The sequence below is a fragment of the Burkholderia sp. S-53 genome, assembly GCF_025560745.1.
In the GTDB taxonomy this organism is placed as follows: domain Bacteria; phylum Pseudomonadota; class Gammaproteobacteria; order Burkholderiales; family Burkholderiaceae; genus Burkholderia; species Burkholderia pyrrocinia.
Genome location: NZ_CP090484.1, coordinates 349,315 through 375,314, shown reverse-complemented (window position 1 = coordinate 375,314; position 26,000 = coordinate 349,315). Strand labels below are relative to the sequence as shown.

Genomic DNA, 26,000 nt, shown 5'->3' with positions numbered 1-26,000 from the left:
GCGACTCCCTCACTGAACGGACATCGTATGGATTTCGTATTCGATGAAGACCAGGAAGCGCTCGCGGACAGCGTGAAGCGCCTGCTGATGACCGAGATGACGCCCGAGCTGATCCGCGAGCTTTGGGCCACGCCGACCGGGCGCTCGGACGCACTCTGGGCGCTGTTCGCGTCGCAGGGGCTGACCGCCGTGTCGGTGCCCGACGCGCACGGCGGCCTCGGCCTGACCGAGGTCGAATGGGCGCTGCTCGCGCAGACCTACGGTTATTTCGGCAGCCCCGAACCGCTGCTCGACACGGCGCTCGTGTCGGCCGGCGTGCTCGCGCGGCTGCCCGCGAGCGACTGGCGCGACGCGCTGCTGCGCGACATCGCCGAAGGGCGTGCACGTGTCGCGCTCGTGCATCCGGTGAACCCGTATGCGGCCGACGTGCACGTCGCGCAAACGCTGTTGTGCGAACACCGCGGCGAGCTGCACCGCGTCGATCCCGCGCAATGCGCGTGGCGTGCGGTCGACAGCGTCGACCCGTCGCGGCGGCTGTTCACGCTCGACTGGGAACCGTCGCCGGCCACGCGCATCGCGGGCGCGGACGAAGCCGCGCCGCTGCTGGCACGTGCGCTCGACCACGGCGCGTTCGCGGTCGCCGCGCAGTTGCTCGGCCTCACGCAGCGCGTGCTCGACGTCGCGATCGACTACAGCGCGCAGCGCAAGCAGTTCGGCAAGGCGATCGGCTCGTACCAGGCGCTCAAGCATTTGCTTGCCGACGTCGCGATCCGCTACGAGTTCGCGCGGCCGGTGGTCGCGCGTGCCGCGCAGGCGATCGCCGACGATCACCCGCAGCGCGCGGTGTTCGTGTCGCACGCGAAGCTCGCGGCGACGTCGGCCGCGCAACTGGCCGCGCGCCACTCGATGCAGGTGCACGGCGCGATCGGCTACACGTGGGAGCTCGACCTGCAGATCTTCATGAAGCGCATCTGGGCGCTCTCCGGCAGCTGGGGCGACAGCGCGTTCCACAAGGCCCGCGTGGCCGACGCGATCCTCGGCGACGCGTTGCCGATCGGCCCCGCGCAGACCTTCGACCTCGAGGAAACGAACGGATGAAACAAGCCTATATCGTCGACGCGCTGCGCACGCCGACCGGCCGCCGCAAGGGCGGGCTCGCGCACGTGCATGCGGCAGACCTCGGCGGCTTCGTGCTGAAGACGCTCGTCGAGCGCAACGCGATTCCCGCCGACGAATACGACGACGTGGTGTTCGGCTGCGTCGACACGATCGGCCCGCTCGCGGGCAACATCGCGCGCACCTGCTGGCTCGCGGCCGGATTGCCGCTGCAGGTGCCGGGCGTGACGGTCGACCGCCAGTGCGGCTCGTCGCAGCAGGCCGTGCACTTTGCCGCGCAGGCCGTGATGAGCGGCGTGCAGGACGTCGTCGTCGCGGGTGGCGTGCAGACCATGACGCAGATCCCGATCTCGTCCGCGATGACCTGCGCGGCGCCGCTCGGTTTCACCGATCCGTTCTCGGGCAGCGCCGGCTGGCGCGCGCGCTTCGGCGACGCGCCGGTGTCGCAGTTCGTCGCCGCGCAGCGCATTGCCGATCACTGGAACCTGTCGCGCGACGCGATGGAGCGTTATGCGCTCGAAAGCCACCGCCGCGCGGTCGCGGCGATCGAGGCCGGCCATTTCAAGCGCGAAATCGTGCCGTTCGAAGGCGTGCTGCACGACGAGACGCCGCGCCCCGACACGTCGCTGGAAAAGATGGCGACGCTCGAACCGCTGATGCCCGGCGGCTCGCTGACGGCCGCCGTCGCGAGCCAGACCTGCGATGCTGCCGCCGCGCTGCTGATCGTGTCGGAGGATGCGCTGAAGCGCTACGGCCTCACGCCGCGCGCGCGCATTCACCACCTGAGCGTGCTCGGCGACGATCCGCTGTGGATGCTGACCGCGCCGATCCCGGCGACGAAGGCCGCGCTCGCGAAGAGCGGGCTCGACTGGTCGCAGATCGACGTCGTCGAGATGAACGAGGCGTTCGCGTCGGTCGCGCAGGCCTGGCTCGCCGACACGCGCTTCCCGCACGAGAAGACCAACCCGAACGGCGGCGGCATCGCGCTCGGCCATCCGCTCGGCGCGACCGGTGCACGGCTGATGACGACGCTGCTGCACGAGCTGGAACGCACGGGTGGCCGTTATGGGCTGCAGACGATGTGCGAAGGCGGCGGTCTCGCGAACGTCACGATCATCGAGCGCCTGTGAGCGCGTCACTTTCACGATCCACGAGGCACCAGCATGGGAATCTGTAACGAACGCACCGTCATCATCACCGGCGCGGGCGGCGGGCTCGGGCGCGAATACGCGCTCGCGTTCGCGGCCGAAGGCGCGGCGGTCGTCGTCAACGACATTCGGCATGACGCCGCGCAGGCGGTGTGCGACGAGATCGCACAGCGCGGCGGGCGCGCGCTCGCGAATTCGGACGACATTACGCGGACCGATACCGCGCAGCGGATCGTCGACGCGGCACGCGAAGCGTTCGGCGACGTGCACGTGCTCGTCAACAACGCGGGCATCTGCCGCGACAAGATGTTTACGAGCATGACCGAGCAGGACTGGGACGACGTGATGCGCGTGCACCTGCGCGGCCACTTCTGCCTGTCGAGCGTGCTGGCGCGCATGTGGCGCGATGCCGCGAAGGCGGGCCGCGCGGTCGACGCGCGGATCGTCAACACGAGTTCGGGCGCCGGGCTGCAAGGCTCGATCGGCCAGTCGAACTACGGCGCGGCGAAGGCCGGAATCGCCGCGCTCACGCTGATGCAGGCGGCCGAGCTGCAGCGCTACGGCGTGCGCGTGAACGCGCTCGCGCCGGCCGCGCGCACGTCGATGACCGAAGGCGTGTTCGCCGACATGATGAAGAAGCCCGAAGACGGCGGCTTCGATTATTTCGATCCGGCCAACGTCGCGCCGCTGGTCGTGTGGCTCGGCAGCGCGCTGTCGGCCGACGTGACGGGCCAGGTGTTCGAGGTCGCGGGCGGGATGATCGCGGTTGCGGAAGGCTGGCGCACGGGCCCGCGCGTCGATCGCGGCGCGCGCTGGGCGGCGGTCGAGATCGGCCCGGCAGTCGCGCAATTGCTCGCCGATGCGCGCCCCGCGCAGCGCGTGTACGGGAGCTGACCGATGGATCTGGCGCTCACCGACGAACAGGCGATGATCCGCGACGCGGCGGCCGACGTGCTCGCGGAACGCAGCGCGTCCGCCGACGTGCGCCGCGCACTCGAGCAATCGGCCGGCCGCGACGACGCGCTGTGGGCCGCGCTCGCAGGCGAACTCGGCTGGAACGCGCTCGCGCTGCCGGAAGCGGCGGGCGGGCTCGGGCTCGGCGCAGTCGAGCAGACGGTGCTGATGGAACAGCTCGGCCGGCGTGTCGCATGCGTGCCGTATTTTTCGACCGCGTGCCTCGCGGCGACCGCGCTGGCCGGCTGCGGCACGCCGCAGGCGACCGGCTGGCTCGCGAAGATCGCCGAAGGCGCGTGCAGCGCGACGCTCGCGCTGCCGTTCGACTGGCCGTTCGGCGAGCCAGGTGGCGCGCGCGTCGGCCGGCCATATGGCGGGCCGGGCGCCAATGCGTTCGGCGCATCTTGCGGCGACTCGTTCGGCGAACCGGCCAGCGCGCGACCGCTTCCGTTCATCGCGGAAGAAACCGCGGCTGGCTTCGCGTTGTCCGGCGTCGCGGCACACGTGCTCGACGGCGCGCGCGCCGACCTGCTGCTGGTTCCCGCGCGGATCGTGAACGAAGGGCAGTCGGTCGGCCTGTTCGCGATCGACATGACCGCCGGCGCGGCCGGCGTTGCGGTGACGCCGCTCGACACGCTCGACGCGACGCGGCCGCTCGCACGGATTGCGCTCGACGACGTGCGCGTGAGCCGCGACGCGCTGATCGCGGGCCGCGACGCGGCGCAGGTGCTCGAACGCACCGCATGGTTCGCGGCGCTCGCGCTGGCGGCCGAACAGCTCGGCGGCGCACAGCAATGCCTCGACCTGACGCTCGACTACACGAGCCAGCGCGTGCAGTTCGGCCGCGCGATCGCGTCGTTCCAGGCCGTCAAGCACCGTTGCGCACAGATGATGGTGCTGATCGAATCGGCGCGCTCGGCTGTACTCGGTGCCGCACATGCGTGGGACGCGGAAGCGGGCGGCAAAACGCCGGGCGCCGCGTTGCGCGCCGACATCGCGGCCGCGAAGGCCGCCGCGAACGACGCGTATGCGTTCTGCGCGCAGGAAGCGATCCAGCTGCACGGCGGTGTCGGTTTCACGTGGGAATACGACCCGCATCTCTACTTCAAGCGTGCGCAGGCGTCGGGCGCGCAGTTCGGCAGCACGCCGCAACTGCTCGAATGGATCGCATGCCATGCGATCGACGGCGGCGCCGCGTACCGCGACGACACGCCCGCAGCCGGGGCGGTGCCGACGGCGGCCGCCCGCCCGTCGGCCGCGCGCTCAGGAGCCCTTCAATGAACAGCGAAACGCGTGAACAGCAATTGCGGCACGAAGTGGCCGACTGGGTGAAGTCGCACCTGAGCGGCGAATTCGCATGCCTGAAATATCGCGGCGGCCCCGGCGACGAGGAAGCGTGGCCCGAACTGCGCAAGGCGTGGGAACGGGAACTGGCGCAGGGCGGCTGGACCGGGCTCGGCTGGCCGACCGCTGCCGGTGGGCGCGGCTTCTCGGTTGCCGAACAGGTGATCTTCCACGAGGAATATGCGCGTGCGGGCGGCCCCGGCCGGATGGGCCATATCGGCGAAGGGCTGCTCGGGCCGACGCTGGTTGCGTGCGGCACCGACGACCAGCGCGCGCGCTTCCTGCCCGGCATCCTGGCCGGCACGCAGTTCTGGTGCCAGGGCTATTCCGAGCCGGGCGCGGGTTCGGATCTGGCGAATGTCCGTACGCGCGCCGAACCGGATGCGGACGGCACGTGGCGTGTGTACGGCCAGAAGGTCTGGACGTCGCTCGCGCACGATTCCGACTGGATCTTCGTGCTCGCGCGCACCGATCCGGCGTCGAAGGGCAACAAGGGGCTGTCGTTCCTGCTGATGCCGCTCGACCAGCCGGGCATCGAGATCCGGCCGATCAAACAGCTCAACGGCGGCGCGGAATTCAACGAAGTGTTCTTCGACGGCGCGCGAGCGCAAGCGCGCGACATCGTCGGCGCGCCGGGCGACGGCTGGCGGATCGCGATGACGCTGCTCGGCTTCGAGCGCGGGATGTCGACGCTCGGCCAGCAGATGCAGTTCGTCCGCGAGCTCGAATGGGTGATCGACGCCGCGCGCGAATCGGGCGCGGATCGCGATCCCGTGCTGCGCCAGCGGATCGGCCGCGCGTGGGCCGGGCTGCGCGTGATGCGCTACAACGCGCTGCGGATGCTGTCCGGCGCGGACGACGCCGACGGCGGCGCCGGCGCGCCGCTGCGCCGCGAAGCGCTGATCTACAAGTACTACTGGTCGAACTGGCACCGCGACCTCGGCGAGCTCGCGATGGACGCGCTGGGGCCGCGCGCGAACGTGATCGATCCGGCCGACGAGAAGCTCACCCATCTGCAGCGCGTATTCCTGTTCTCCCGTGCGGACACGATCTACGCCGGCACCAACGAAATCCAGCTCAACATCATGGCCGAGCGCGGGCTCGGCATGCCCAGGGAACCCCGAGGTAACGCATGACCGAACCCCAGATCCAGAAAGCACCGGCGTATGTACCGGGCCACCAGCTGCTCGCCGGCAAATCGGTGCTGATCACGGCCGCCGCCGGCGCAGGCATCGGCTTCGCGGCCGCGCGCCGCTGCGCGGAAGAAGGCTGCCGCGCGCTGTTCATCTCCGACATCCACGAAAAGCGTCTCGAACAGGCGGTTCAGACGCTGCGCGCCGAAACGGGGCTGCAACAGATCTACGGCCGCCTTTGCAACGTCTCGGTCGAGGCCGACGTGCAGGCGCTCGTCGCCGACGCGCAGGACAAGCTCGACGGCGTCGACGTGCTGATCAACAACGCCGGGCTCGGCGGGTCGACCCGCATCGTCGATATGGACGATGCCGAATGGTCGCGCGTGATCGACATTAGCCTTACCGGGACGTTCCGGATGATGCGCGCGATGTTGCCGCACATGCAGGCCCGCGGCCGCGGCGCGATCGTCAACAACGCATCGGTGCTCGGCTGGCGCGCGCAGGCGGAACAGGCGCACTACGCGGCCGCGAAAGCGGGCGTGATGGCGCTCACGCGCTGCGCGGCGCTCGAGGCGTCGCCGTACGGCGTGCGCATCAACGCGGTCGCGCCGAGCATCGCGATGCACGATTTTCTGAAGAAGTCGGCGCCGGCCGACTTGCTGAATCAACTGGCGTCGCGCGAAGCCTTCGGGCGCGCCGCCGAAGTCTGGGAGGTCGCGAACGTGATGGTGTTTCTTGCAAGCGATTACGCGTCGTACATGACGGGCGAAGTGCTGTCGGTCAGCAGCCAGCACGCATGATGGACACGACCCTCGACTCCGCGCGCGCGACACCCCGCGTGTTCGCGCATCCCGGCGAGCTCGCGGCGGCCGTCGGCGACACGCTCGGCGCGAGCGCGTGGCTCGCGATCGACCAGATCCGCATCGACGGCTTCGCCGACGCGACGGGCGATCACCAGTGGGTGCACGTCGACCCGATACGCGCGAAAGACGGCCCGTTCGGCGCGTGCATCGCGCACGGCTACCTGACGCTGTCGCTCGTCAACCATTTCCTGCCGCAGATCGTGCGCATCGACGGCGCGCGGCTCGGCGTCAACTACGGCTGCGACAGGATCCGTTTCCCGGCACCGGTGAAAGTCGGCGCGCGCGTGCGCGGCGTCGGCGAGCTGCTGCGCGTCGAGCCGCTCGAAGGCGGCGTGCAGGCGTGGATACGCGTGACCGTCGAGATCGAAGGCGAAGGCAAGCCCGGCTGCGTTGCCGACACCATCAGCCGTTACTACTTCTAGAGTCAGAGAGCCAGCCCATGGAAGACGCAGTCATCGTTTCCGTCGCACGCACGCCGATCGGCAAGGCGTTTCGCGGCATGTTCAACGACACCGAGGCGCCCGCGCTGGGCGGCCACGTCGTGCGCGCGGCGCTCGAGCGCGCGGGCGTCGCGCCGGCCGACGTCGACGACGTGCTGATCGGCTGCGCCGCGCAGCAGGGCACGCAGGGCTACAACATCGGCCGCCTGTCGGCCGCGGCGGCCGGGCTGCCGGCGTCGGTGCCCGGCATGGCGATCGACCGCATGTGCTCGTCGGGCCTGATGTCGATCGTGAGCGCCGCGCGCAGCATCGGCGCGGGCGACGCGCGGATCGTCGTCGCGGGCGGCGTCGAGTCGATCTCGCTCACGCAGAACAAGCACAAGAACGCGTATCGCGCGCGTTCGCAGGCCGTGCTCGACCACCAGCCGGCCGCGTACATCGCGATGATGGAAACGGCCGAGATCGTGTCGCGCCGCTACGGCATCTCGCGCGCGGCGCAGGACGCATTCGCGCTGCAGAGCCACCAGCGCACGGCCGACGCGCAGGCAGCCGGCCGCTTCGAAGCGGAAATCGCGCCGCTCGACGTGCGGCGCGCGCTGTTCGACAAGGAAGGCAACCCGGCCGGCCACGAGGACCTGCGCGCGGCCCGCGACGAAGGCGTGCGCGCCGACACGACGGCCGAACGGCTCGCGGGGCTGAAGCCGTCGTGGAGCGGCGGCAAGGTCGTCGAGCAGGGCGAGTTCGTGACGGCCGGCAATGCGTCGCAGCTGTCGGACGGCGCGGCGGCCGTGGTCGTGATGTCGCGCAGCGAGGCGACGCGCCGCGGGCTGACGCCGCTCGGCGCGTTCCGCGGCCTCGCGGTGGCCGGCTGCGAGCCGGACGAGATGGGCATCGGCCCGGTGTTCGCGATTCCGAAGCTGCTGGCGCGCTTCGGGATGACTGTCGGCGACATCGGGCTGTGGGAGCTGAACGAGGCGTTCGCGTGCCAGGCGCTGTATTGCCGCGACATGCTCGGGATTCCCGACGACCGGCTGAACGTGGACGGCGGCGCGATCGCGCTCGGTCATCCGTTCGGGATGTCGGGCACGCGGATGACGATGCACGCGCTGCTCGAAGGCGCGCGGCGCGGCGTGCGGCATGCGGTCGTGACGATGTGCATCGGCGGCGGGATGGGTGCCGCCGCGCTGTTCGAAGTCGGCGCATAGCGGCACGCGGTTTGGCGGCCGAAGACGGCCGCACACCCATCAGGACGATTCGAGGCCGCGGCAACGACCGACGGCCCGGAGACGTGCGTTCGACGGAGGCTGGCGCCTGGGCGCGAACCGCCGTCGAACGCAGACACAGGAGACAAGCGATGAAACGAACTTTGCCCGGACTTGCGATGTCGGCGCTGGTGCTCGGCGCCGCGCTGTTCGCATTTTCGCCGCGCCCGCTGCCGGCGTTCCCGGTCACCGCGATCCATGCGGACCGGCTGCAGATCAACGGGCTCGCCAAGGCCGGCGCGCGCATCGTCGCGGTCGGCGAGCGCGGCGTGATCCTGCTGAGCGACGACGCGGGCGCGCACTGGCGGCCGGCGTCCGCCACGCCCGACCAGGCGTCGACGCTCACGCAGGTGCGCTTCATCACGCCGACGCTCGGGATCGCGGTCGGCCACGACGGCAGGATCCTCCGCAGCGACGACGCGGGCATGCACTGGCGCGAGGTGCACATGGACCGCGCGCATTCCGATCCGCTGCTGTCCGTGTGGGGCACCGTTGACGGCCCGCTGTTCGCGGCCGGCAGCTTCGGGCAACTGCTGCGCTCGGACGATGCGGGCATCAACTGGCAGATCGTGAAGACACCGGCCGGCGACCGCCACCTCAACGCGATCGTCGGCGACGGCCACGGCAACCTGCTGATCGCGGGCGAGAGCGGCACGCTGCTGCGCTCGACCGACAACGGCGCCACGTGGGACAAGCCGCCGTCGCCATACGCAGGCTCGCTGTTCGGCGCGCTGATGCTCGCGAACGGCGACTGGGTCGCCTACGGGATGCGCGGCAACGTGGTGCGCAGCACCGATCGCGGCACGACGTGGACGCATGTCGACAGCCACGTTCCGGTGTCGTACTTCGGCGCGACCCAGCTCGGCGACGGCGAACTCGTGCTGGTCGGCCAGGGCGGCGCGATCGTCGCGTCGCGCGACGGCGGGCTGACCTTCGACGTGCGCAAGCTCGGTGGCGTGCAGAGCCTCGCGGCCGTGCTCGACATGGGCCACGGCGCGCTGCTGCTCGGCGGCGAGGCCGGCGTCGCGCCGCTCGCCGCGTCGCCGTCCTGATGCGCGGCCACGGCGGCCGCCGCGGCCGCCGGTTTTCGACCGCTTTGGTTCGTTTCGCATCGCCAGTCCGCACCGACAAGAGAATCCCATGAACGACCTGTCACGCCCCCCTGAAGCCGTTCCCGCGTCGCGCCTTGCCGCGTTTGTCGAGCGCTGCGCCAACACGATCATTCGCCGGCGCCGGCTGCTGATGCTGTTCTGCGTCGCGGTGACGCTCGCGCTCGGGCTTTCCGCGACGCGCCTGAAGCTCGATCCGGGCTTCAACAAGATGATCCCGATGCAGCACCCGTACATGCAGGTGTTCGAGCGCTATGCGGGCGCGTTCCCCGGCGCGAACACGATCCTCGTGAGTTTGCGCTGGAAGAGTGACGGCGATATCTACAACCAGACGTTCATGGACGCGCTGCGCCATGCGACGGACGACGTGTTCTTCATCCCCGGCGTGAACCGTTCGCGCGTGTTCTCGCTGTTCACGCCGAACGTCCACTACACCGAGGTGACCGAGGCCGGCTTCCGCGGCGACGTGGTCGTGCCCGGCCAGTTCTCGAGTGCGAACCCGGACGATCTCGCGAAGGTGCGCCGCAACGTCGCGCGTTCCGGGCAGATCGGCCGCCTCGTCGGCAACGACCTGAAGTCGGCGCTGATCCGCGCGGAACTGCGCGAGACCGATCCCGCGACCGGCAAGCGGCTCGACTACAGCGCGGTCGCGCGCCAGCTCGAGGAGATCCGTGCGAGGTACGCGAAGCAGGGCATCGACGTGAACATCATCGGCTTCGCGAAGCTGGTCGGCGACGTCGAGAGCGGCATCGCGGGCGTGATGGCGTTCTTCGCGCTCGCGTTCCTCGTCACGGCCGCGCTGCTGTTCGCGTACACGCGCTCGTTGAAGACCACCGTGCTGGCGCTCGTCGTCGCGCTGCTGCCGGTCGTGTGGCTGCTCGGCGCGCTGCCGCTGCTCAGGCTCGGCATCGATCCGATGTCGATCCTCGTGCCGTTCCTGATCTTCTCGATCGGCGTGTCGCACGCGGTGCAGATGACCAATGCATGGAAGCAGGCGCTGGTGCGCGGCGCGTCGTCGGCCGACGCCGCGCGCGACGCGTTCCGCAAGCTGTTCGTGCCGGGCACCGTTGCGCTGCTGACCAACGCGCTCGGCTTCATGGTGATCATGCGGATCAAGATCGACATCGTGCGCGAGCTCGGCATCACCGCGTGCCTCGGCGTGCTGCTGATGATCGTCACGAACAAGGTGTTCCTGCCGATCCTGCTGTCGTACACGCGCCTCGAACGCGGCACGCTCGCGCGTGCGCAGCGCACGGCGGCGGCCGGTGGCAGCCCGATGTGGTCGCGCTTCGCGGTGTTCGCGCGGCCGGCGCCCGCGCTCGGCGTGTTCGCGGTGGCGCTCGCGCTGCTCGCATACGGCACGCTCGAATCGCGCAAGCTGGAGATCGGCGACATCGGCACCGGCGCACCGGAACTGCGCACGAACTCGCGCTACAACCTCGACAACGCGGCGATTACGCACCAGTACAACATCGGCGTGGACGTGCTGTCGGTGATCGTCGAGACGACCGGCTTCGACGACGCGTGCCTGCATTACCCGGTGATGAGCGCGATCGAGAAGTTCGAGATGAACATGCGCGGCGTGGCCGGCGTGCAGTCGGTGACGAGCGTGTCGTCGCAGGGCAAGGTGTTCATCGCTGCGTTCAACGAAGGCAACCCGCGCTGGGCCGCGCTGCCGCGCTCCAGCGACGGGCTCACGCAGGGTTCCAACGCGTTCGACCCCGACAACGGGATGAACACCGCGAACTGCAAGGCGATCCAGGTGCTGATCTACACGAAGAATCACGAGGGCACGACCATCGCGCACATCGTCGACGAGATCAAGCGCTTCGCGGCCGAGAACCCGACGCCGAACGTCGCGTTCCGGCTCGCGGGCGGCAACGTCGGCGTGATGGCCGCGACCAACGAGGCCGTCGGCGACGCGGAGATCGCGATGCTGCTGTCGATCTTCGGCGCGATCGCGCTGCTCTGCGCGGTCACGTTCCGCTCGTGGCGCGCGGTGCTGTGCATCGTCGTGCCGCTCACGCTCGTGTCGATCCTGTGCAATGCGGTGATGGCCCGCCTCGGCATCGGGCTGAAGGTCGCGACGCTGCCGGTGATCACGCTCGGCGTCGGCGTGGGCGTCGATTACGGGATCTACCTGTACGAGCGCCTGCAGCACGACCTCCGCCACGGCGCGACGCTGCCGGACGCGTTCGCCGACGCGATGCGCCAGCGCGGCACGGCGGCGCTGTTCACGGCCGTCACGATGTTCATCGGCGTCGGCACGTGGGCGTTCTCCGCGCTGAAGTTCCAGGTCGACATGGGCGTGCTGCTCGCGTTCATGTTCCTCGTGAACCTGTTCGGCGCGGTGTTCCTGCTGCCCGCGCTCGCTGCGTGGCTCGGCGTCGAGCGTGCCGAGCGCCGCATGCAGCGGTCGCAGCCGCAGCCGGTGGCCGCGCCGCAACTGAAGCCGGCGCGTGCGCTCGAGCACGGCAATCCGATGCGCTGAACGGCGCCCCCCATTTCCCCCGCGCGCGGCGGGCCGCCGCGCGCTCTCCACAAGAGGAGTCAACCCACATGTCCGCACGCCCTTACAAGATCGAAGCCCAGCCGCTCGCGCAGCGCTATGCGCGCGGCTGGCACTGCCTCGGGCTCGCCCGCGACTACAAGGACGGCAAGCCGCATACGCTGAACGTGTTCGGCCGCAAGCTTGCCGCGTTCGCCGATTCGACCGGCAAGGTCAACGTCGTCGACGCGTATTGCCCGCACATGGGCGCCGACCTGAGCCTCGGCACGGTCCAGGGCGACAACCTCGTGTGCCCGTTCCACGGCTGGGCCTGGAGCGGCGAAGGGCAGTGCGCATCGATCCCGTACTGCAAACGGATTCCGCCGAAGGCGCGCATCGGCGCGTGGCCGACCTGCGAGGAAAACAACCTGCTGTTCGTGTGGAACGACCCGGAAGGCAATGCGCCGCCGGCCGACGTCGCGATTCCGCGCCTCGACGTGTGCTTCTCCGACGAATGGTCGGACTGGGTCGTCGACAAGATGGTGATCCAGGCCAACTGCCGCGAACTGGTCGACAACATCTCCGACGTCGCGCACTTCGCGACCGTGCACCGCGCACCGATCGACTATTTCGCGAACCTGTTCGAGGACCACAAGGCGACGCAGCTGATGGTCGGCCGCAGCGAGAAGCTCGGCGGCGACAGCCTGACCGCGCTGTCGACGTATTTCGGGCCGGCCGTGCACATCACGCAGATGACGGGGCAGAGCAACGGGCAGCCGATTCATTCGGTGCTGCTGAACTGCCACGTGCCGATCGACATGAACAGCTTCGAGCTGCGTTACGGCGTGATCGTGAAGAAGGTGGCCGGGCTGACGGACGAGCAGAACCTGGAGATCGCGAACGCGTACGTGAAGGAAGCGCAGCGCGCGTTCTACGAGGACGTCGACATCTGGCACAGCAAGACGCGGATCGACAACCCGCTGCTGTGCGAAGGCGACGGCCCGCTGTACCAGATGCGCGACTGGTATTCGCAGTTCTATCTGGACGTGGCCGACGTGCGGCCGACGAGCGTCGCGCGTAAGGCATTTGAAATGCGGATTCGCGACGGCGCCGAGCCGCCGGTGCTGCATCACGTGTTCGAGCCGCAGTAAAAACCGGCGGGCCGGCCGAAAATCGGGGGCGTATCGAAATGGGCTCCGTCGGCCGGCAACACCCGCCACATAAGGCGCGCGCGCCGCCCGTGCGCGCGCGTCGCACCGAAAGAGCTTGACGGAACGGCTGCTACCGCGTAGTGTCCGTGACCGAAGTCTTCAAGAAGTTCGATTGCTCATCATTGGCCGCACTCCGTGCGGCGGTCGTTGGTCTCTCCCTCTTTGATTCTTTCTGTGCCCGTCACGGGCGCATGTTCAATTATTCGTATTAAGGAAGTATTTGTGGATACCGGTACCGTCAAGTGGTTCAACGAAACCAAGGGCTTTGGTTTCATTTCCCCGGACAACGGCGGCGACGATCTGTTCGCCCATTTCTCCGAAATTCGCGGCACGGGTTTCAAGACCCTGGCCGAAGGCCAGAAGGTCAGCTTCGAAGTGAAGCGCGGCCCGAAGGGTCTGCAAGCGTCGAACATCACGCCGCAGTAAGCCGCATCGGCACCGGCCGCCGATCGGCGGCGGGTGCCGGATGGAGTTTCGCGCGGGGCGCCGCTGTTCCGGTGGCCTGCGCGTTCCGATGCGCACGACCGATGCATCGCGACATTCTCGATGCATCGGTCGTGACGCCTCCCTCATCGCATGCGTGACCCGCGTGCGACACAACGCCCTCGCGAAGCGCCCGCCGCTTCGCCAGCGCATCACCGCTTCAACGCATCAACCCGAGCAGACCGACGCCATGCCGTAGCAGCCGGCGCGGTCCCGACTACTTGCGCGGCGCTTATCGCGCCGCCGCCACCGACCGCCCGAACGCCGCAACGCGCCGGGCTCCGATCGCAAGACAGGCCCGTGGCCCGTCTGAACGAACCGATACCCGGCAGCCTGCCGGCCGCCGTCCCGTTACGGGAAACGGCGCCGCGCAGATCGCCGCGGCCGCGGTCAATCACCTTGTCTGGAGGAATTGGTTTGGCAAAAGAAGAACTGCTGGAACTGGACGGAATCGTCGACGAAGTGCTGCCGGACAGCAAATACCGTGTCACGCTGGAGAACGGCGTGGTGGTGGGCGCGTACGCGTCGGGCCGCATGCGCAAGAACCACATCCGCATTCTCGCGGGTGACCGCGTGACGCTGGAACTGTCGATGTACGACCTGACCAAGGGCCGCATCAACTTCCGGCACAAGGACGCGAATTCGCCGCGTCCGCAGCGCAACAGCGGGCCGCGTCGCTAAGCGGCCGCGATCGGCGCGCAGCACCGCGCCGATCGACTCCCGTCCGGCCATACGGCCGGACGAACCGGATGGACGGCACGTTGCGTGCCGTTCGTCGGGTCGCCGGCGGCGTCGTCACGCCGCGGCGGCCAACACCGCCTTCTCCGGCCGCCGCGCGTGCGTAGCGCCCAGGCAGCCGCGTCTCGCAGGAAAGCCTCGACGATCGTCGCGAAATACGGCGGACATTCCTGCATCGGGCAATGCCCGCCATTCGGGATCGTCACGAGCCGCTCGTTCGGGTGCCGGGCCAGGAAGGTCGCCTGCATCGTAGCGGCGTCGAGCCCCGGGTCCTTGTCGCCGACGATCACCAGGTAACGCGTATCGAGCCCGCGGATGTCGTCGACGAAATCCGTGCCGGTCAGCATGTCGAGATAGGCAAGCCGGCAACCCGGCGTCACGCGCGCGCAGTTCTGCCGCAATTTCATGTCGGCGCAGCGCGCCGACAATCCCCCCGTCACGAACCGCACCAGCCGGCGAAACGCATCGTCATCGACGGTCGTGCTCGCGAAGAACGCGCGCGGCGACACGGTTCGCATGCCGCTTTACGTGCGGGCCGGCGCGGTCGTACACTCGTCGGCAATTCGCGGCCCGCGCGCAGCTTTCAATCCCTGCAGTCGCTTTCAACGGGCCAACGACCGTGCCAGCCGGACATTCGTCGCGCGACGCCAGGAGGCGCCATGAGTGCAGACGCAGCCCCCGCAGCCCCGCCGGTTCACGACCGCATCCAGCACGTGTTCGTGCTGATGCTCGAGAACCGCTCGTTCGATCACCTGTTCGCGCTGTCGGGCATCGCCGACATCGTCGCCGCGTCGCCGGGCGACAGCAACGCGCATGGCGGCGCGGTCTATCCGTTCGGCGGCGGTGCGCCCGACCGGATGCCGACCGACCCGTGCCACGAATTCACCGACGTGCTCGAACAGCTCTGCGGCGCAGGCGTGCCGTTCGTGAAAGGGCAGGCCTATCCGCCCGTCGTCAATTCGGGGTTCGTGTCGAACTACTCGACGTCGCATTCCGAAGGCACGCCGCCGCAACCGGCCGACGCGGGCAAGATCATGCAGGGCGCCGACGTGCAGACGAACGCGCCGTCGCTGTACGCGCTCGCGAATGCGTTCGTGCTGTGCGACGCGTGGCATGCGTCGATGCCGGGGCCGACCTGGCCGAACCGCTTCTTCCTGCACGGCGCGTCGTCGGCCGGGCTCGACCATTCGCCGACCAAGGCGGAAATGGGCGGGTGGGATGCGTTCAACGGCTTCCCTTATCCGAAGGGTTCGATCTTCGGCGCGCTCGGCGACGACAACTGGCGCATCTACCAGGACCAGACCGGCGATCCGCTCGGCCACGTACCGCAGGTCGCATCGCTGAAGGGCATCAGCTTCTTCGACGTCGACGATCTCGCGCACTTCGAAGCCGATCTCGCGGCCGGCTACACGGCGCGCTACACGTTCATCGAGCCCGGCTATGGCGACATCGTGCACGGCACCTACCAGAACGGCAGCTCGCAACACCCGATGGACGGGCTGGCCGGCGGCGACCAGCTCGCCGCGCGCGTGTACAACGCGATCCGCAATTCGCCGGTGTGGAACAACAGCCTGCTCGTGATCGTCTACGACGAGCACGGCGGCTTCTACGATTCGGTCAGGCCGGGCGCCGCGCCGCCGCCGAACGACGGCGCGGCCGCGACGCTGAACGCGAGCGGCTTCGGGTTCGACGTGTACGGCGTGCGCGTGCCGGCGATCGTGATTTCACCGTGGGTCGCGGCCGGGCAGGTCGACCACACGCCGTACGATCACGCGTCGGTTGCCGCGACGCTCGAACGGCTGTTCGGCCTCGCGCCGCTGACCGACCGCGACCGCCTCGCCAACGACCTGCTGGCGCTCGTGACGACGACGTGCCGCACGGACTGCCCGCAAAGGATCGGCTCATGAGTACGACTCCGGTACAAGACCCGCGCGATGCGCTGCCCGTGCGCGACGGCACGAGCCTGATCGCGTATCTGCACATCCTGAAGAAGGCCCATGCGGCGCTGGTCGGTCACGACAAGGCCCATCAGCGCTTCAGCGAGGTCGTCACGCGCGGGCAGGCGCGGCAATATATCGAGGAACTGATGCCGTCGCTGCAACAGGCGCGTGCGGAGCATCGGCGACGCCGGCACGGCGGGAAGCATCGCTGACGGGTAGGGCGGTGCGCGGTCGGGGCGGTGTAACGCCGGTGAGCGGGGCCGCGACGCGTCACGCGGGCTGCCGCGCTGTTCGCGTCCACCCGACAAAAGAAAACGGGGCTTTGCGCCCCGTTCACACCGCTTCCGGACGGATGCCGGCCGCATTCGGTTACGCCGCCACCTCCCGCGCCCGCACCATCGTCAGCGCCGCGTCCTCGATCATGTCCTCCTGGCCGCCGACGAGCCGCTGCCGGCCCAGTTCGACGAGGATGTCGCGCGCGGGAATCCCGTACTTCGCTTCCGCACGCTTTGCGAACAGCAGGAACGACGAGTAGACGCCCGCATAACCGAGCGTCAGTGCATCGCGGTCGAGACGGATCGGCGCGTCCATGATCGGCACGACGAGATCCTCGGCGACGTCCGAGATCGCGAACACGTCGACGCCCGTCTCGATCCCCATCCGGTCGCACACCGCGACGAACACTTCCATCGGCGTATTGCCCGCGCCGGCGCCGAGCCCGGCCGCGGCCGCGTCGATCCGGTTCGCGCCGGCGGCGACCGCCGCGACCGAGTTAGCGACGCCCATCGCGAGGTTGTGGTGGCCGTGGAAGCCGAGTTCCGTCTCCGGCTTCAGCGCGTCGCGCACCTGGCCGATCCGCGCGGTCACGTCGTCGGGCAGCATGTGGCCGGCCGAGTCGGTGATGTAGATGCAGTTCGCGCCGTACGACTCCATCAGCTTCGCCTGCACGACGAGCTGTTCCGGAGACGACATGTGCGCCATCATCAGGAAGCCGACCGTGTCGAGCCCGAGCGTGCGCGCGAGGCCGATATGCTGCTCCGACACGTCGGCCTCGGTGCAGTGCGTCGCGACGCGGATCGTGCCGACACCGAGCTCGTGCGCCATGCGCAGGTGCTCGACGGTGCCGATGCCTGGCAGCAGCAGCGCCGATACCTTCGCCTGCTTCAGTTCCGGAATCACGGCGCTCAGGTAGGCCTCGTCGGTGTGCGCGGGGAACCCGTAGTTGACCGACGCGCCGCCGAGCCCGTCGCCGTGCGTGACCTCGATCAGCGGCACGCCGGCCGCGTCGAGCCCGCGCGCGATGTTGCGCATCTGGTCGAGCGTGATCTGGTGGCGCTTCGGGTGCATCCCGTCGCGCAGCGACATGTCGTGGACGGTGATCTTCTTGCCTGCAAGTGACATCGCGTGGCTCCTCAACTCAAGCGGTGGCGGCCGTCGCGGCCAGCATCTGTTCGGCGAAACGCTCGGCCGTGGCGGCCGCGGCGGCGGTCATGATGTCGAGGTTGCCCGCGTACTTCGGCAGGTAGTCGCCGAGCCCTTCGACTTCCATGAACACCGACACGCGATTGCCGTCGAACACCGGCCCGTTCTTCAGCGTGTAGCCGGGCACGTAGCGCTGCACTTCCTTGACCATCGCGTGCACCGACGCGGTAATGGCCTCGACGTCGGGCGGCCCGTCGGTCAGGCAGTGGATCGTGTCGCGCATGATCAGCGGCGGCTCGGCCGGGTTGATCACGATGATCGCCTTGCCCTTGCGCGCACCGCCGACCTGTTCGATCGCGCCGGACGTCGTGCGCGTGAATTCGTCGATGTTCTTGCGCGTGCCGGGGCCGACCGAACGCGACGACACCGTCGCGACGATCTCGCCGTACGCGACCGGCTGCACGCGCGACACCGCGTACACCATCGGGATCGTCGCCTGGCCGCCGCAGGTCACCATGTTCACGTTCATCTGCGCGCTGTCGAGATGCGCGTCGAGGTTCACCGGCGGCACGCAGTACGGCCCGATCGCCGCGGGCGTCAGGTCGATCATCCGCACGCCGAGCGCGGTGAGCTTGTCGGAGTTGTCGCGGTGCACGTAGGCCGACGTCGCGTCGAATGCGATGCGGATGTCGTCGGCGGCCACGTGCGGCAGCAGCCCGTCGACACCCTTGTCGGTGGTCTTCAGGCCGAATTCGCGGGCGCGCGCGAGGCCGTCCGACGCCGGGTCGACGCCGACCATCCACACGGGTTCGAGCACCGCCGAGCGGCGCAGCTTGTACAGCAGGTCGGTGCCGATGTTGCCGGGACCGATCAGTGCGCATTTGATTTTCTTCATCAGGGTTCCTTTAGATAAAGCGGACGTCGCAACTGCCGATGCCGGAGATCTGCATCGACAGCGCGTCGCCAGCCGTGACCGGAATCAGTTTCGCGAGCGAGCCGGACAACACGATCTCGCCGGCAAGCAGCGGCACGTCGTACGCAGCGAGCGTGTTCGCGAGCCACGCGACCGCATCGGCGGGATGGCCGAGCGCCGCGTCGCCGCGCCCTTGCGCGACGGGCTCGCCGTTCTTCTCGATCGTCATCTCGCATGCGGCGAGATCGAGCGTGCGCGGGTCGACGCGCGCATCGCCGAGCACGTACACGCCGCACGACGCGTTGTCGGCGACGGTGTCCTCGATGCGGATCGCCCAGTCGCGGATGCGCGAATCGACGATCTCGAAGCAGGGTGCGACGGCGGCCGTCGCGGCGATCACGTCGGTGCGGTCGATGCCGGGGCCGCGCAGGTCGTGCGACAGGATGAACGCGATCTCGCCCTCGGCGCGCGGCGCGATCAGCGAGTCGGCGGCAATCGCCTCGCCGGCCGCGTAGTGCATGCCGGACAGCAGGATGCCGAAATCGGGCTGGCGCACGTTCAGCATGTCCTGCACGGCCTGGCTCGTCACGCCGATCTTCTTGCCGACGACCGTTTCGCCCTGTTCGACGCGGCGTTCGATGAAGCGCTGCTGGATGCGGTACGCGTCGTGGAGCGACAGCCGGCGCGGGCGGCTCGACAGCGGCGCGACCGGTGCGCGCGCGTGCCACGCGGCGTACAGCTCGTCGCCGAGCGTCGTATGCAGGCGGGAAGACATGAAAGGGCCCTCGAATGGAACAGGCCGCCGTCGCGGGCGGCGTCGTGCGCCGGAGCGAGGCTCCGGCGCGTGGGTCGCGGGTATTCCGCGTCGCTTAGTTACCCGAACTGCGGATCGCGTCCGGCGAGAAGTACGCCTCGTTGAACTGCGGGCTGTTGTCGAGCTTCGGCATCGGGCCTTCGTTCGTCAGGCGGTCGGCCATGTACGCACCCGAGATCAGGTCGTGGAAGAACACCGCGCTCGGGTAGAACACCTTCGCGTCATACGCGTACAGCGATGTCGCGACGTTGGTGCGCCAGAGCTGGCCGCGTGCGTCGTAGTTGTCGGCGAGCAGCGATTGCCACGAATCCTCGTCGATGTACAGCACGCGCTTCGCATACTGGTGGCGATAGCCGCTCTTCAGCGTCGCCTGCAGCACCCACACGCGATGCAGTTCGTAGCGGATATATGCCGGGTTCTCGTGGCCCTTGGTCAGCAGGTCGCCGTACTTCACCGCGCTGTCCATCACCTTGTAGTTGTCGTAGGGCACGTAGATCTCGCGCTTGCCGACGATCTTCCAGTCGTAGCGGTCGCCGGGGCCGTTGTACAGGCGGTCGTCGTCGACGGTGCGGAAGCCGCCCGGGCCCTGCGGCTGGTCATAGCCGTATTCGGGCGCCTGGCGCACGCGCCGCGTGCCGGGGTTGTACATCCACGTGCGCGACGAGTTGTCCGCGCCGGCCTTGTCCCAGTTCGTGAAGCCGACGATCAGCGAGCCGCGGTCGGACAGCGGCAACTCCGTCGCGTTGCGGTAGTAGGTGCGGTTGTTCAGGTCGCTCTTCACGTCGTACTTGCCGACGTTGCGCGGCGAGTAGATGTCGTAGCGCACCTTGCCCCACGCGATGTTGCCGTCGGAGTACACGACCGCCTGGTCGTAGGTGGCCTGCTCGGTGCCGATCGACGACGAGAAGCGCTGGTTCCACAGCAGTTCGGCGGCGGTCTTCGGGATCGGGTAAGGCACCGTCGGCGGCGCGTTCGTGAGGCCGTTCGCGTCGGACGTCATCGTCGATTCGGGCGCATACGCGCGGATGTCCTTGTAGACGGCGTCCGGGTAGCGGAAGTCGCGGTGGCTCGGGTAGACGATGATCTTGAAGCTGGCCGGATAGCGCTTGAACATCGCCTTCTGGCCGTCGGTCAGGTGCTCGGCGTATTGCGCCATGTTCTCCGCGGTGATCGTCGCGACCGGCTTCTCGCTGGCGAACGGATCGGGGTAACGGCTGCCGCGCTTGTATTGCACATCCGACGGCGTGCCGAGCCACTTGCCCGACCACTCGGGCACGCTGCTGTCCTTGCTCGCGGCGCGCACCGCACCCATCGGGGTCAGCTGGCCGTCGAGCGCCTTCAGGTCGTCCGGCGTGACCTTCGGGTACGACGCCGTCGCAACGAGCGCGCATGCGGCCATCACCGACGCGCGCATGAGGGGGAGACGAATTCGCTTCATGACTAATCCTCTTCTTGCTGAGTGACGAGCGGCCGGGCCGCTCAGAAGTGGTAGGTCGCCGTGGCCAGCACGTAGTCGCGATCGGCGAGCGGCCGCGTGACGGGGTTCGGCGAACCGAGGAACTTTGCGTAGACGAGCGACAGCGACAGGTTGCTCAAACGCGTGAAGGTCACGCCGGCCGTCACGCGATGGTCGCCCTGGCCCGTCAGCGAGCCGAGCGCGCCGGCCAGCGGCGACGTGCCCGTCAGGTCGTGCGTGTAGGTCAGCGGCACGTCGAGATCCCAGCCGTTGAACACGTTCTTGTAGCTGAGCGTCCACGCGATCTCCATCGCGAGCGCATTGCGCGAATTCGCGAGCGTGGTCGACCCGCCTTGCTCCGAGATACTGCCCGCGTGCACGTACGTGAGTTCGCCGACCAGCGACTGCGAGTTCGCGAGGAAGCTCGGCCCGATCGAGTAGATGCCGGACAGGTTGGTCTGCACGACGTTCGCGCGCGTCGACTGCGGGCCCGTCGCGGTGTTGACGAGTACGGCCGCGCCCTGGCGGTACGACACTTCGCCCGCGACGTTCACGGGGCCGACCTGTGTCGAGAAGCTCGCACCGGTCAGCTTGATGTTGCTGAAATACTTCTGTTGGTACTGGAGTGTCGGGAAGAACGTCGTGACGACGCTCGGGTTCATGTCGTTGTAGTGCAGGTGGTACAGGCCGAGCTCGGTGTCGCCGAGCACGCGGAAGCGCGCGCCGATCCCCCACTGGTTGCGTGCGCTCGGCTTGTCGTCGGGCCCGCGCGGAATCTGCATCCCGCCCGGGCCGATGATGAACTGCGCGCCGGGGCCAACCACGTCCGAATAGCTCCAGTAGGTGCCTGGCGCGGTCAGGCGGTTTTGCTGGAACGAGAACTGGTAGTACGCAAGCAGGCTCAGGCGCGGCGTGATCTGCCACTGCGTCGAGATCTGCGGCACCGGCAGCAGGATGTCCTTCACCTCTGCGCCGGCCATATACGACTTGGTCGCGTCGGCGGGGCCCTGCGCGCCGGCGATGTTCGGGAAGAACAGGCTTTCGCCCCACGCGACGACCTGGTCGCCGACCTTCACGTTCAGGCTCGTCGAGCCGATGTGGAACGTGTTGTACGCATACGCGGCGAGCAGCGTCGTGTGGCCGCCCGACCAGTAGCGCGCATCGCTCGTGAAGTTGTTGAACTGGCCCGAGTGGTTCACGGTGCCGGGCGCATCGTTGTAGTTCGGGCGGTGATACGCCTGGTCGTAGAACGTGTCCGCGCGGACGAACACGCCCCAGTCGTCGTGCTTCAGGTTAACTTCGCCGAGCAGGCTGACCTGGTTCTCGATCAGCTTGTTCTTCGCGAAGTTGCGATCGCCGTCGTCGCCGTTGATGTTCGCCGGCGTCAGCAGATTGCCGCTCGGCGCACGCGTGCGCATGCCGAGGCCGTAACTGAGCGTGAACGTGTAGTCCAGCGTCGTGTCGGCGCCAAGCTCGATCGTGCTGCCGGCGTGCGCGTTGGGAACGGCGCACGTCAGCAGCGCGGCGGCCAGCGTCGACAGCGTGGCGGTTGCCCGCTTGTCGGTACGGCGCGAAATCCGTTGATGCATGGTGTCTCCTCTTGGGGGTATCGACGACGGTCGACTATGTGTTGTCGTGAGAGGCAGAGTAGGGAGATCGCGGTAGCAGGGAATCGTCAAAATGAACTAGATGACTTCCCTAGGACTGGCAACGATCGGCCCCGCATCGCGTGCATCGCATGGTTCAGCGCGCGGCCGCCTGCGCGGCGCTCAGGAACGCGGGCCGCTCGCCGCCGCCGTCGAGTCGCAGGTTCGCGCCCGACGTGTACGACGCGTCAGGCGACGCGAGGAACAGGCAAGCGGACGCGACGTCGTCGGGCGTCGCGAGCCGTCCGGCGGGAATCGTCGCGCGAATCGCGTCGAGCGCTGTGTCGTCGCCGTAGTGGCCTTCGGTGGCAGATTCCGTCTGCACGAGGCTCGGGCTGATCGCGCACACGCGCACGCGCGGCGCCCACTCGACCGCGAGCGACGTGACCGCGTTGACGAGGCCCGCTTTCGCGGCGCCGTATGCGGCCGTGCCGGGCGACGGCCGCGACGCGCTGACGCTTGCGATGAACAGCATCACGCCGCCTTCGGGCTGCGGCTGCATGATCGCGTTCACGCGCTGCGCGAGTTGCAGCGGCGCGATCAGGTTCAGTCGCACGATCGATTCGGTGAAGCGCGGCGACGCGTCGGCCGCGAGCGCGAACGGCGAGCCGCCCGCGTTGTTGACGAGCACGTCGAGGCCGCCGGCTGCATCGCGGATCGTCGCGAGCATCGCGTCGACCTGCTCGATGTCGCGCAGGTCGGCCGCGACGAACGCCGCCGTGCGGCCGCCGGCCGAAGGCGGTGTGTCGGGCGCGCTGCGTCCGCAGACGAACACGCGCGCCCCCGCCGCGAGAAACCGTTCGGCGATGCGCCGCCCGATGCCCTTGGTGCCGCCCGTCACGAGCACCGTCTTGCCGCTGTAGTCGAATCCGTTCATCGTCAGCCTCCGTTTCGGTGGGCCGATGATAGGAAGAAGCGCGCGCGGCTTCGTAGTCTGAAAGGATGATGCCGGCCGGCGCCGCCGGCGCAATCATCGTGGCAGACATCCATCGAACGACGAAGGAGACAACCCGCGATGACGATCCCCACGACGCCGCCGGCCGGCATCTTCACCGACGTGCCGGGCGGCTTGCGCCTGCACCATTACGAGGCTGGCGAGGGCCGGCCGGTGGTGTTCATCCACGGCAGCGGGCCGGGCGCCAGCGGTTTCAGCAACTTCAAGCACAACGTTCCGGCGTTCGCGGCGGCGGGCTATCGCGCGATCGTCGTCGACCTGCCCGGCTACGGGCAGTCGTCGAAGCCGTCCGACGTTGCGTATACGCTCGATTTCTTCGTCGGCGCGCTGCATGCGCACCTGGCCGCGCTCGGGATCGGCCCGGCCGTGCTGCTCGGCAACTCGCTCGGCGGCGCGATCGCGCTGAAATATGCGCTCGACTATCCCGAAGAGGTTGACGGGCTGATCATGATGGCGCCGGGCGGCGTCGAGGATCGCGACACTTATTTCCGGATGGAAGGCATCCAGCGGATGGTGAAGCTGTTCACCAATCGCCAGATGAATGACGACACGATGCGCGAGCTGCTGACGCTGCTCGTGCACGATCCGGCGATCGTCACCGACGCGCTCGTGGCCGAGCGGATGAAGGTGTGCGTCGAACAGCCGACCGAAGTGCTGTCGACGATGAGCGTGCCGAACCTGACCGACGCGCTCGGCGACCTGCGCAGCCCGGTGCTCGGTTTCTGGGGCACGGACGACCGCTTCAATCCGGTCGGCGGCGCGCTGAAGTTTCTCGAACGCTGCCGCGACGCGCGCTTCGTGCTGATGAACCGGTGCGGCCACTGGGTGATGGTCGAACACGCCGATTACTTCAATCGGGAATGCCTCGATTTTCTTGCGACGCGGATTGCGCGATAACGCCGGATGCCCTTGAAGGCCGCCCCGCACGCGGGCGGCCCCGGCATGGGCCGCCCATCTGAATACACGAATACACGGAGACACCATGAAACTCATCGAAGAACTGTTCGACCTGCGCGGCAAGGTGGCCGCGATCACCGGCGGCGCGCGCGGCATCGGCGCGGAGACGGCCCGCACGCTGGCCGCGGCCGGCGCGAGCGTCGCGATCCTCGACGTGCTGTCGCAGCCGGCGGAGGCGCTGGTCGAGGAAATCCGCGCACAGGGCGGCCAGGCCGCGTTCTGGTCGCTCGACGTGACGCAGGAAGACGACGTGTCGCGCGTGTTCGGCGAGATCGTCGCGTGTTTCGGGCGCCTCGACGTGCTCGTGAACAACGCAGGCATCGAAGGGCACAACGTGCCGACGCACGAGCTGACGCTCGCGCAATGGCAGCGCGTGCAGGACGTGAACGTCAACGGCGTGTTCCTGTGCACGCGCGCGGCGATTCCGCACATCGACGCGGCCGGCGGCGGGTCGATCGTGAACCTGTCGTCGATGTACGGGATCGTCGGCGGCCCCGACGTGCCCGCGTATCACGCGTCGAAGGCCGCGGTGCGGATGATGGCGAAGGTCGACGCGATGCTGTATGCGGCGAAGAACATCCGCGCGAACTCGGTGCACCCCGGTTATATCCGCACGCCGATGCTCGAGGAGGCGTTCCGCCAGATGGGGCAGGATCCCGACGACGTGTTCGGTTACCTGCAGACGCACGTGCCGATGGCGAAGATCGGCAGCCCGCGCGACATCGCGGCCGGCATCCTGTATCTCGTGTCGCCGGCAGGCCGTTACGTGACCGGCGCGGAGCTCGTGATCGACGGCGGGTACACCGCGCGCTGACGCGACACCGTACGCGCAATGGAACAGGAGACAGGCAGTTGAAAGTGCTCGTGGCAGTGAAACGCGTGGTCGACGCGAACGTGAAGGTCGGTGTGAAATCCGACCGGACGGGCGTCGATATCGCGAACGTGAAGATGTCGATGAACCCGTTCGACGAGATTGCGGTGGAAGAGGCCGTGCGGCTGAAGGAGGCCGGTGTCGTGACCGAGGTGATTGCCGTGTCGGTCGGCGTCGCGCAGGCGCAGGAAACGCTGCGCACGGCGCTGGCGATCGGCGCGGATCGCGCGATCCTCGTCGAATCGAATGAAGGTGTCGAGCCGCTCGGTGTCGCGAAGGTGCTGAAGGCGCTGGTCGACCGGGAGCAGCCCTCGCTCGTGATCCTCGGCAAGCAGGCGATCGACGACGATGCGAACCAGACCGGGCAGATGCTGGCTGCGCTCGCGGGCCTGCCGCAGGCGACGTTCGCGTCGAAGGTGGTGATCGCCGACGGTCGCGCGACGGTTGCGCGCGAAGTCGACGGCGGCGCGGAAACGCTGTCCCTTCGGCTGCCGGCCGTGGTGACCACGGACCTGCGTTTGAACGAGCCGCGCTACGTGACGTTGCCGAACATCATGAAGGCGAAGAAAAAGCCGCTCGAAGTCGTGAAGCCCGACGGCCTTGGCGTGGATGTGACGCCGCGTGTGAAGGTGCTCCAGGTGAACGAGCCGCCGAAGCGCGCGGCCGGCGTGAAGGTGCCGGACGTGCAGACGCTGGTCGGGAAGCTGAAGACCGAAGCCAAGGTGCTGTGACAGGGA

25 protein-coding genes are annotated in these 26,000 nt (G+C 68.5%); 18 read left to right on the top strand and 7 right to left on the bottom strand.

Going from position 1 to position 26,000, the window contains the following annotated elements:
• Positions 1-27 precede the first annotated feature (27 nt).
• The 13 genes from LXM88_RS23850 (at position 28) to infA (ending at position 14,232) form a co-directional block, all read left to right on the top strand.
• Complete coding sequence (locus LXM88_RS23850; RefSeq protein WP_262544908.1) at positions 28-1,098, top strand: acyl-CoA dehydrogenase family protein; 1,071 nt, start codon at positions 28-30, stop codon at positions 1,096-1,098.
• Positions 1,095-2,246 (top strand): acetyl-CoA C-acetyltransferase, encoded by a 1,152-nt coding sequence (locus tag LXM88_RS23845; RefSeq protein WP_262544906.1) that lies wholly within the window; start codon positions 1,095-1,097, stop codon positions 2,244-2,246. Before LXM88_RS23850 ends, LXM88_RS23845 begins: the two co-directional genes overlap by 4 nt.
• A 33-nt stretch (positions 2,247-2,279) precedes the next feature.
• On the top strand, positions 2,280-3,158 hold the full coding sequence (locus LXM88_RS23840) for an SDR family oxidoreductase (RefSeq protein WP_262544904.1): 879 nt from the start codon (positions 2,280-2,282) through the stop codon (positions 3,156-3,158).
• Positions 3,159-3,161: 3 nt separating this feature from the next.
• Positions 3,162-4,499, top strand: a complete 1,338-nt coding sequence (locus LXM88_RS23835) for an acyl-CoA dehydrogenase family protein (protein ID WP_262544903.1) — start codon at positions 3,162-3,164, stop codon at positions 4,497-4,499.
• On the top strand, positions 4,496-5,698 hold the full coding sequence (locus LXM88_RS23830; RefSeq protein ID WP_262544901.1) for an acyl-CoA dehydrogenase family protein: 1,203 nt from the start codon (positions 4,496-4,498) through the stop codon (positions 5,696-5,698). Before LXM88_RS23835 ends, LXM88_RS23830 begins: the two co-directional genes overlap by 4 nt.
• Positions 5,695-6,495 carry an SDR family oxidoreductase gene (locus tag LXM88_RS23825; RefSeq protein ID WP_262544898.1) on the top strand — a complete coding sequence of 267 codons (801 nt, stop codon included), beginning with the start codon at positions 5,695-5,697 and terminating at the stop codon, positions 6,493-6,495. Before LXM88_RS23830 ends, LXM88_RS23825 begins: the two co-directional genes overlap by 4 nt.
• Positions 6,495-6,980: a MaoC family dehydratase gene (locus LXM88_RS23820; RefSeq protein ID WP_262546903.1), complete on the top strand. Its 486-nt coding sequence runs from the start codon at positions 6,495-6,497 to the stop codon at positions 6,978-6,980. The genes LXM88_RS23825 and LXM88_RS23820 overlap by 1 nt, the downstream gene beginning before the upstream one ends.
• A 17-nt stretch (positions 6,981-6,997) precedes the next feature.
• Positions 6,998-8,203 (top strand): acetyl-CoA C-acyltransferase, encoded by a 1,206-nt coding sequence (locus LXM88_RS23815; RefSeq protein ID WP_262544896.1) that lies wholly within the window; start codon positions 6,998-7,000, stop codon positions 8,201-8,203.
• A gap of 149 nt (positions 8,204-8,352) precedes the next feature.
• Positions 8,353-9,312: a WD40/YVTN/BNR-like repeat-containing protein gene (locus LXM88_RS23810; RefSeq protein WP_262544894.1), complete on the top strand. Its 960-nt coding sequence runs from the start codon at positions 8,353-8,355 to the stop codon at positions 9,310-9,312.
• Between the two features lie 88 nt (positions 9,313-9,400).
• Positions 9,401-11,860, top strand: a complete 2,460-nt coding sequence (locus LXM88_RS23805; protein WP_262544893.1) for an efflux RND transporter permease subunit — start codon at positions 9,401-9,403, stop codon at positions 11,858-11,860.
• 68 nt (positions 11,861-11,928) lie between these two features.
• The gene (locus tag LXM88_RS23800) at positions 11,929-13,008 is read left to right on the top strand and encodes a Rieske 2Fe-2S domain-containing protein (RefSeq protein WP_047903162.1); all 1,080 of its coding nucleotides are present in this window, start codon (positions 11,929-11,931) and stop codon (positions 13,006-13,008) included.
• Positions 13,009-13,290: 282 nt separating this feature from the next.
• Positions 13,291-13,494 (top strand): cold-shock protein, encoded by a 204-nt coding sequence (locus tag LXM88_RS23795; RefSeq protein WP_006483056.1) that lies wholly within the window; start codon positions 13,291-13,293, stop codon positions 13,492-13,494.
• Between the two features lie 474 nt (positions 13,495-13,968).
• The gene (infA, locus tag LXM88_RS23790) at positions 13,969-14,232 is read left to right on the top strand and encodes a translation initiation factor IF-1 (protein WP_034180178.1); all 264 of its coding nucleotides are present in this window, start codon (positions 13,969-13,971) and stop codon (positions 14,230-14,232) included.
• On the opposite strand, the gene LXM88_RS23785 is transcribed toward infA, so the two are convergent.
• Positions 14,229-14,807 (bottom strand): alpha/beta fold hydrolase, encoded by a 579-nt coding sequence (locus LXM88_RS23785; protein ID WP_262544834.1) that lies wholly within the window; start codon positions 14,805-14,807, stop codon positions 14,229-14,231. The two genes, infA and LXM88_RS23785, sit on opposite strands and share 4 nt — an antisense overlap.
• A gap of 141 nt (positions 14,808-14,948) precedes the next feature.
• Here LXM88_RS23785 and LXM88_RS23780 point away from each other — a divergent pair, with 141 nt between their 5' ends.
• Together LXM88_RS23780 and LXM88_RS23775 are read left to right on the top strand one after the other, a co-directional pair.
• Positions 14,949-16,196, top strand: a complete 1,248-nt coding sequence (locus LXM88_RS23780) for an alkaline phosphatase family protein (RefSeq protein ID WP_262544833.1) — start codon at positions 14,949-14,951, stop codon at positions 16,194-16,196.
• A complete protein-coding gene (locus tag LXM88_RS23775; protein ID WP_262544831.1) occupies positions 16,193-16,441 on the top strand; it encodes a hypothetical protein in 249 nt (82 codons plus the stop codon). Before LXM88_RS23780 ends, LXM88_RS23775 begins: the two co-directional genes overlap by 4 nt.
• Positions 16,442-16,598: 157 nt before the next feature.
• Here LXM88_RS23775 and dmpG read toward each other — a convergent pair whose 3' ends face one another.
• The 6 genes from dmpG to LXM88_RS23745 form a co-directional block, all read right to left on the bottom strand.
• Complete coding sequence (dmpG, locus tag LXM88_RS23770; RefSeq protein WP_175032380.1) at positions 16,599-17,630, bottom strand: 4-hydroxy-2-oxovalerate aldolase; 1,032 nt, start codon at positions 17,628-17,630, stop codon at positions 16,599-16,601.
• Between the two features lie 16 nt (positions 17,631-17,646).
• The gene (locus LXM88_RS23765) at positions 17,647-18,546 is read right to left on the bottom strand and encodes an acetaldehyde dehydrogenase (acetylating) (RefSeq protein ID WP_262544829.1); all 900 of its coding nucleotides are present in this window, start codon (positions 18,544-18,546) and stop codon (positions 17,647-17,649) included.
• Between the two features lie 10 nt (positions 18,547-18,556).
• On the bottom strand, positions 18,557-19,339 hold the full coding sequence (gene dmpE / locus LXM88_RS23760; protein WP_262544827.1) for a 2-oxopent-4-enoate hydratase: 783 nt from the start codon (positions 19,337-19,339) through the stop codon (positions 18,557-18,559).
• A gap of 94 nt (positions 19,340-19,433) precedes the next feature.
• On the bottom strand, positions 19,434-20,816 hold the full coding sequence (locus tag LXM88_RS23755; protein WP_262544826.1) for a DUF1329 domain-containing protein: 1,383 nt from the start codon (positions 20,814-20,816) through the stop codon (positions 19,434-19,436).
• Between the two features lie 41 nt (positions 20,817-20,857).
• Positions 20,858-22,423, bottom strand: a complete 1,566-nt coding sequence (locus tag LXM88_RS23750) for a DUF1302 domain-containing protein (protein ID WP_262544825.1) — start codon at positions 22,421-22,423, stop codon at positions 20,858-20,860.
• 154 nt (positions 22,424-22,577) lie between these two features.
• Positions 22,578-23,357 (bottom strand): SDR family oxidoreductase, encoded by a 780-nt coding sequence (locus LXM88_RS23745; protein ID WP_262544824.1) that lies wholly within the window; start codon positions 23,355-23,357, stop codon positions 22,578-22,580.
• Positions 23,358-23,495: 138 nt separating this feature from the next.
• Here LXM88_RS23745 and LXM88_RS23740 point away from each other — a divergent pair, with 138 nt between their 5' ends.
• The 3 genes from LXM88_RS23740 (at position 23,496) to LXM88_RS23730 (ending at position 25,994) form a co-directional block, all read left to right on the top strand.
• Positions 23,496-24,332 carry an alpha/beta fold hydrolase gene (locus tag LXM88_RS23740; RefSeq protein ID WP_262544823.1) on the top strand — a complete coding sequence of 279 codons (837 nt, stop codon included), beginning with the start codon at positions 23,496-23,498 and terminating at the stop codon, positions 24,330-24,332.
• Positions 24,333-24,417: 85 nt separating this feature from the next.
• A complete protein-coding gene (locus LXM88_RS23735) occupies positions 24,418-25,206 on the top strand; it encodes an SDR family NAD(P)-dependent oxidoreductase (RefSeq protein WP_262544822.1) in 789 nt (262 codons plus the stop codon).
• Positions 25,207-25,244: 38 nt separating this feature from the next.
• On the top strand, positions 25,245-25,994 hold the full coding sequence (locus LXM88_RS23730; protein ID WP_262544821.1) for an electron transfer flavoprotein subunit beta/FixA family protein: 750 nt from the start codon (positions 25,245-25,247) through the stop codon (positions 25,992-25,994).
• Positions 25,995-26,000: the final 6 nt, after the last annotated feature.

Bases quoted from the DNA above. Each gene is read 5' to 3' on its own strand.
- LXM88_RS23850 (WP_262544908.1), top strand. From the start codon at position 28: ATGGATTTCGTATTCGATGAAGACCAGGAAGCGCTCGCGGACAGCGTG.
- LXM88_RS23845 (WP_262544906.1), top strand. From the start codon at position 1,095: ATGAAACAAGCCTATATCGTCGACGCGCTGCGCACGCCGACCGGCCGC.
- LXM88_RS23840 (WP_262544904.1), top strand. From the start codon at position 2,280: ATGGGAATCTGTAACGAACGCACCGTCATCATCACCGGCGCGGGCGGC.
- LXM88_RS23835 (WP_262544903.1), top strand. From the start codon at position 3,162: ATGGATCTGGCGCTCACCGACGAACAGGCGATGATCCGCGACGCGGCG.
- LXM88_RS23830 (WP_262544901.1), top strand. From the start codon at position 4,496: ATGAACAGCGAAACGCGTGAACAGCAATTGCGGCACGAAGTGGCCGAC.
- LXM88_RS23825 (WP_262544898.1), top strand. From the start codon at position 5,695: ATGACCGAACCCCAGATCCAGAAAGCACCGGCGTATGTACCGGGCCAC.
- LXM88_RS23820 (WP_262546903.1), top strand. From the start codon at position 6,495: ATGGACACGACCCTCGACTCCGCGCGCGCGACACCCCGCGTGTTCGCG.
- LXM88_RS23815 (WP_262544896.1), top strand. From the start codon at position 6,998: ATGGAAGACGCAGTCATCGTTTCCGTCGCACGCACGCCGATCGGCAAG.
- LXM88_RS23810 (WP_262544894.1), top strand. From the start codon at position 8,353: ATGAAACGAACTTTGCCCGGACTTGCGATGTCGGCGCTGGTGCTCGGC.
- LXM88_RS23805 (WP_262544893.1), top strand. From the start codon at position 9,401: ATGAACGACCTGTCACGCCCCCCTGAAGCCGTTCCCGCGTCGCGCCTT.
- LXM88_RS23800 (WP_047903162.1), top strand. From the start codon at position 11,929: ATGTCCGCACGCCCTTACAAGATCGAAGCCCAGCCGCTCGCGCAGCGC.
- LXM88_RS23785 (WP_262544834.1), bottom strand. From the start codon at position 14,807: ATGCGAACCGTGTCGCCGCGCGCGTTCTTCGCGAGCACGACCGTCGAT.
- LXM88_RS23780 (WP_262544833.1), top strand. From the start codon at position 14,949: ATGAGTGCAGACGCAGCCCCCGCAGCCCCGCCGGTTCACGACCGCATC.
- LXM88_RS23775 (WP_262544831.1), top strand. From the start codon at position 16,193: ATGAGTACGACTCCGGTACAAGACCCGCGCGATGCGCTGCCCGTGCGC.
- dmpG (WP_175032380.1), bottom strand. From the start codon at position 17,630: ATGTCACTTGCAGGCAAGAAGATCACCGTCCACGACATGTCGCTGCGC.
- LXM88_RS23765 (WP_262544829.1), bottom strand. From the start codon at position 18,546: ATGAAGAAAATCAAATGCGCACTGATCGGTCCCGGCAACATCGGCACC.
- dmpE (WP_262544827.1), bottom strand. From the start codon at position 19,339: ATGTCTTCCCGCCTGCATACGACGCTCGGCGACGAGCTGTACGCCGCG.
- LXM88_RS23755 (WP_262544826.1), bottom strand. From the start codon at position 20,816: ATGAAGCGAATTCGTCTCCCCCTCATGCGCGCGTCGGTGATGGCCGCA.
- LXM88_RS23750 (WP_262544825.1), bottom strand. From the start codon at position 22,423: ATGCATCAACGGATTTCGCGCCGTACCGACAAGCGGGCAACCGCCACG.
- LXM88_RS23745 (WP_262544824.1), bottom strand. From the start codon at position 23,357: ATGAACGGATTCGACTACAGCGGCAAGACGGTGCTCGTGACGGGCGGC.
- LXM88_RS23740 (WP_262544823.1), top strand. From the start codon at position 23,496: ATGACGATCCCCACGACGCCGCCGGCCGGCATCTTCACCGACGTGCCG.
- LXM88_RS23735 (WP_262544822.1), top strand. From the start codon at position 24,418: ATGAAACTCATCGAAGAACTGTTCGACCTGCGCGGCAAGGTGGCCGCG.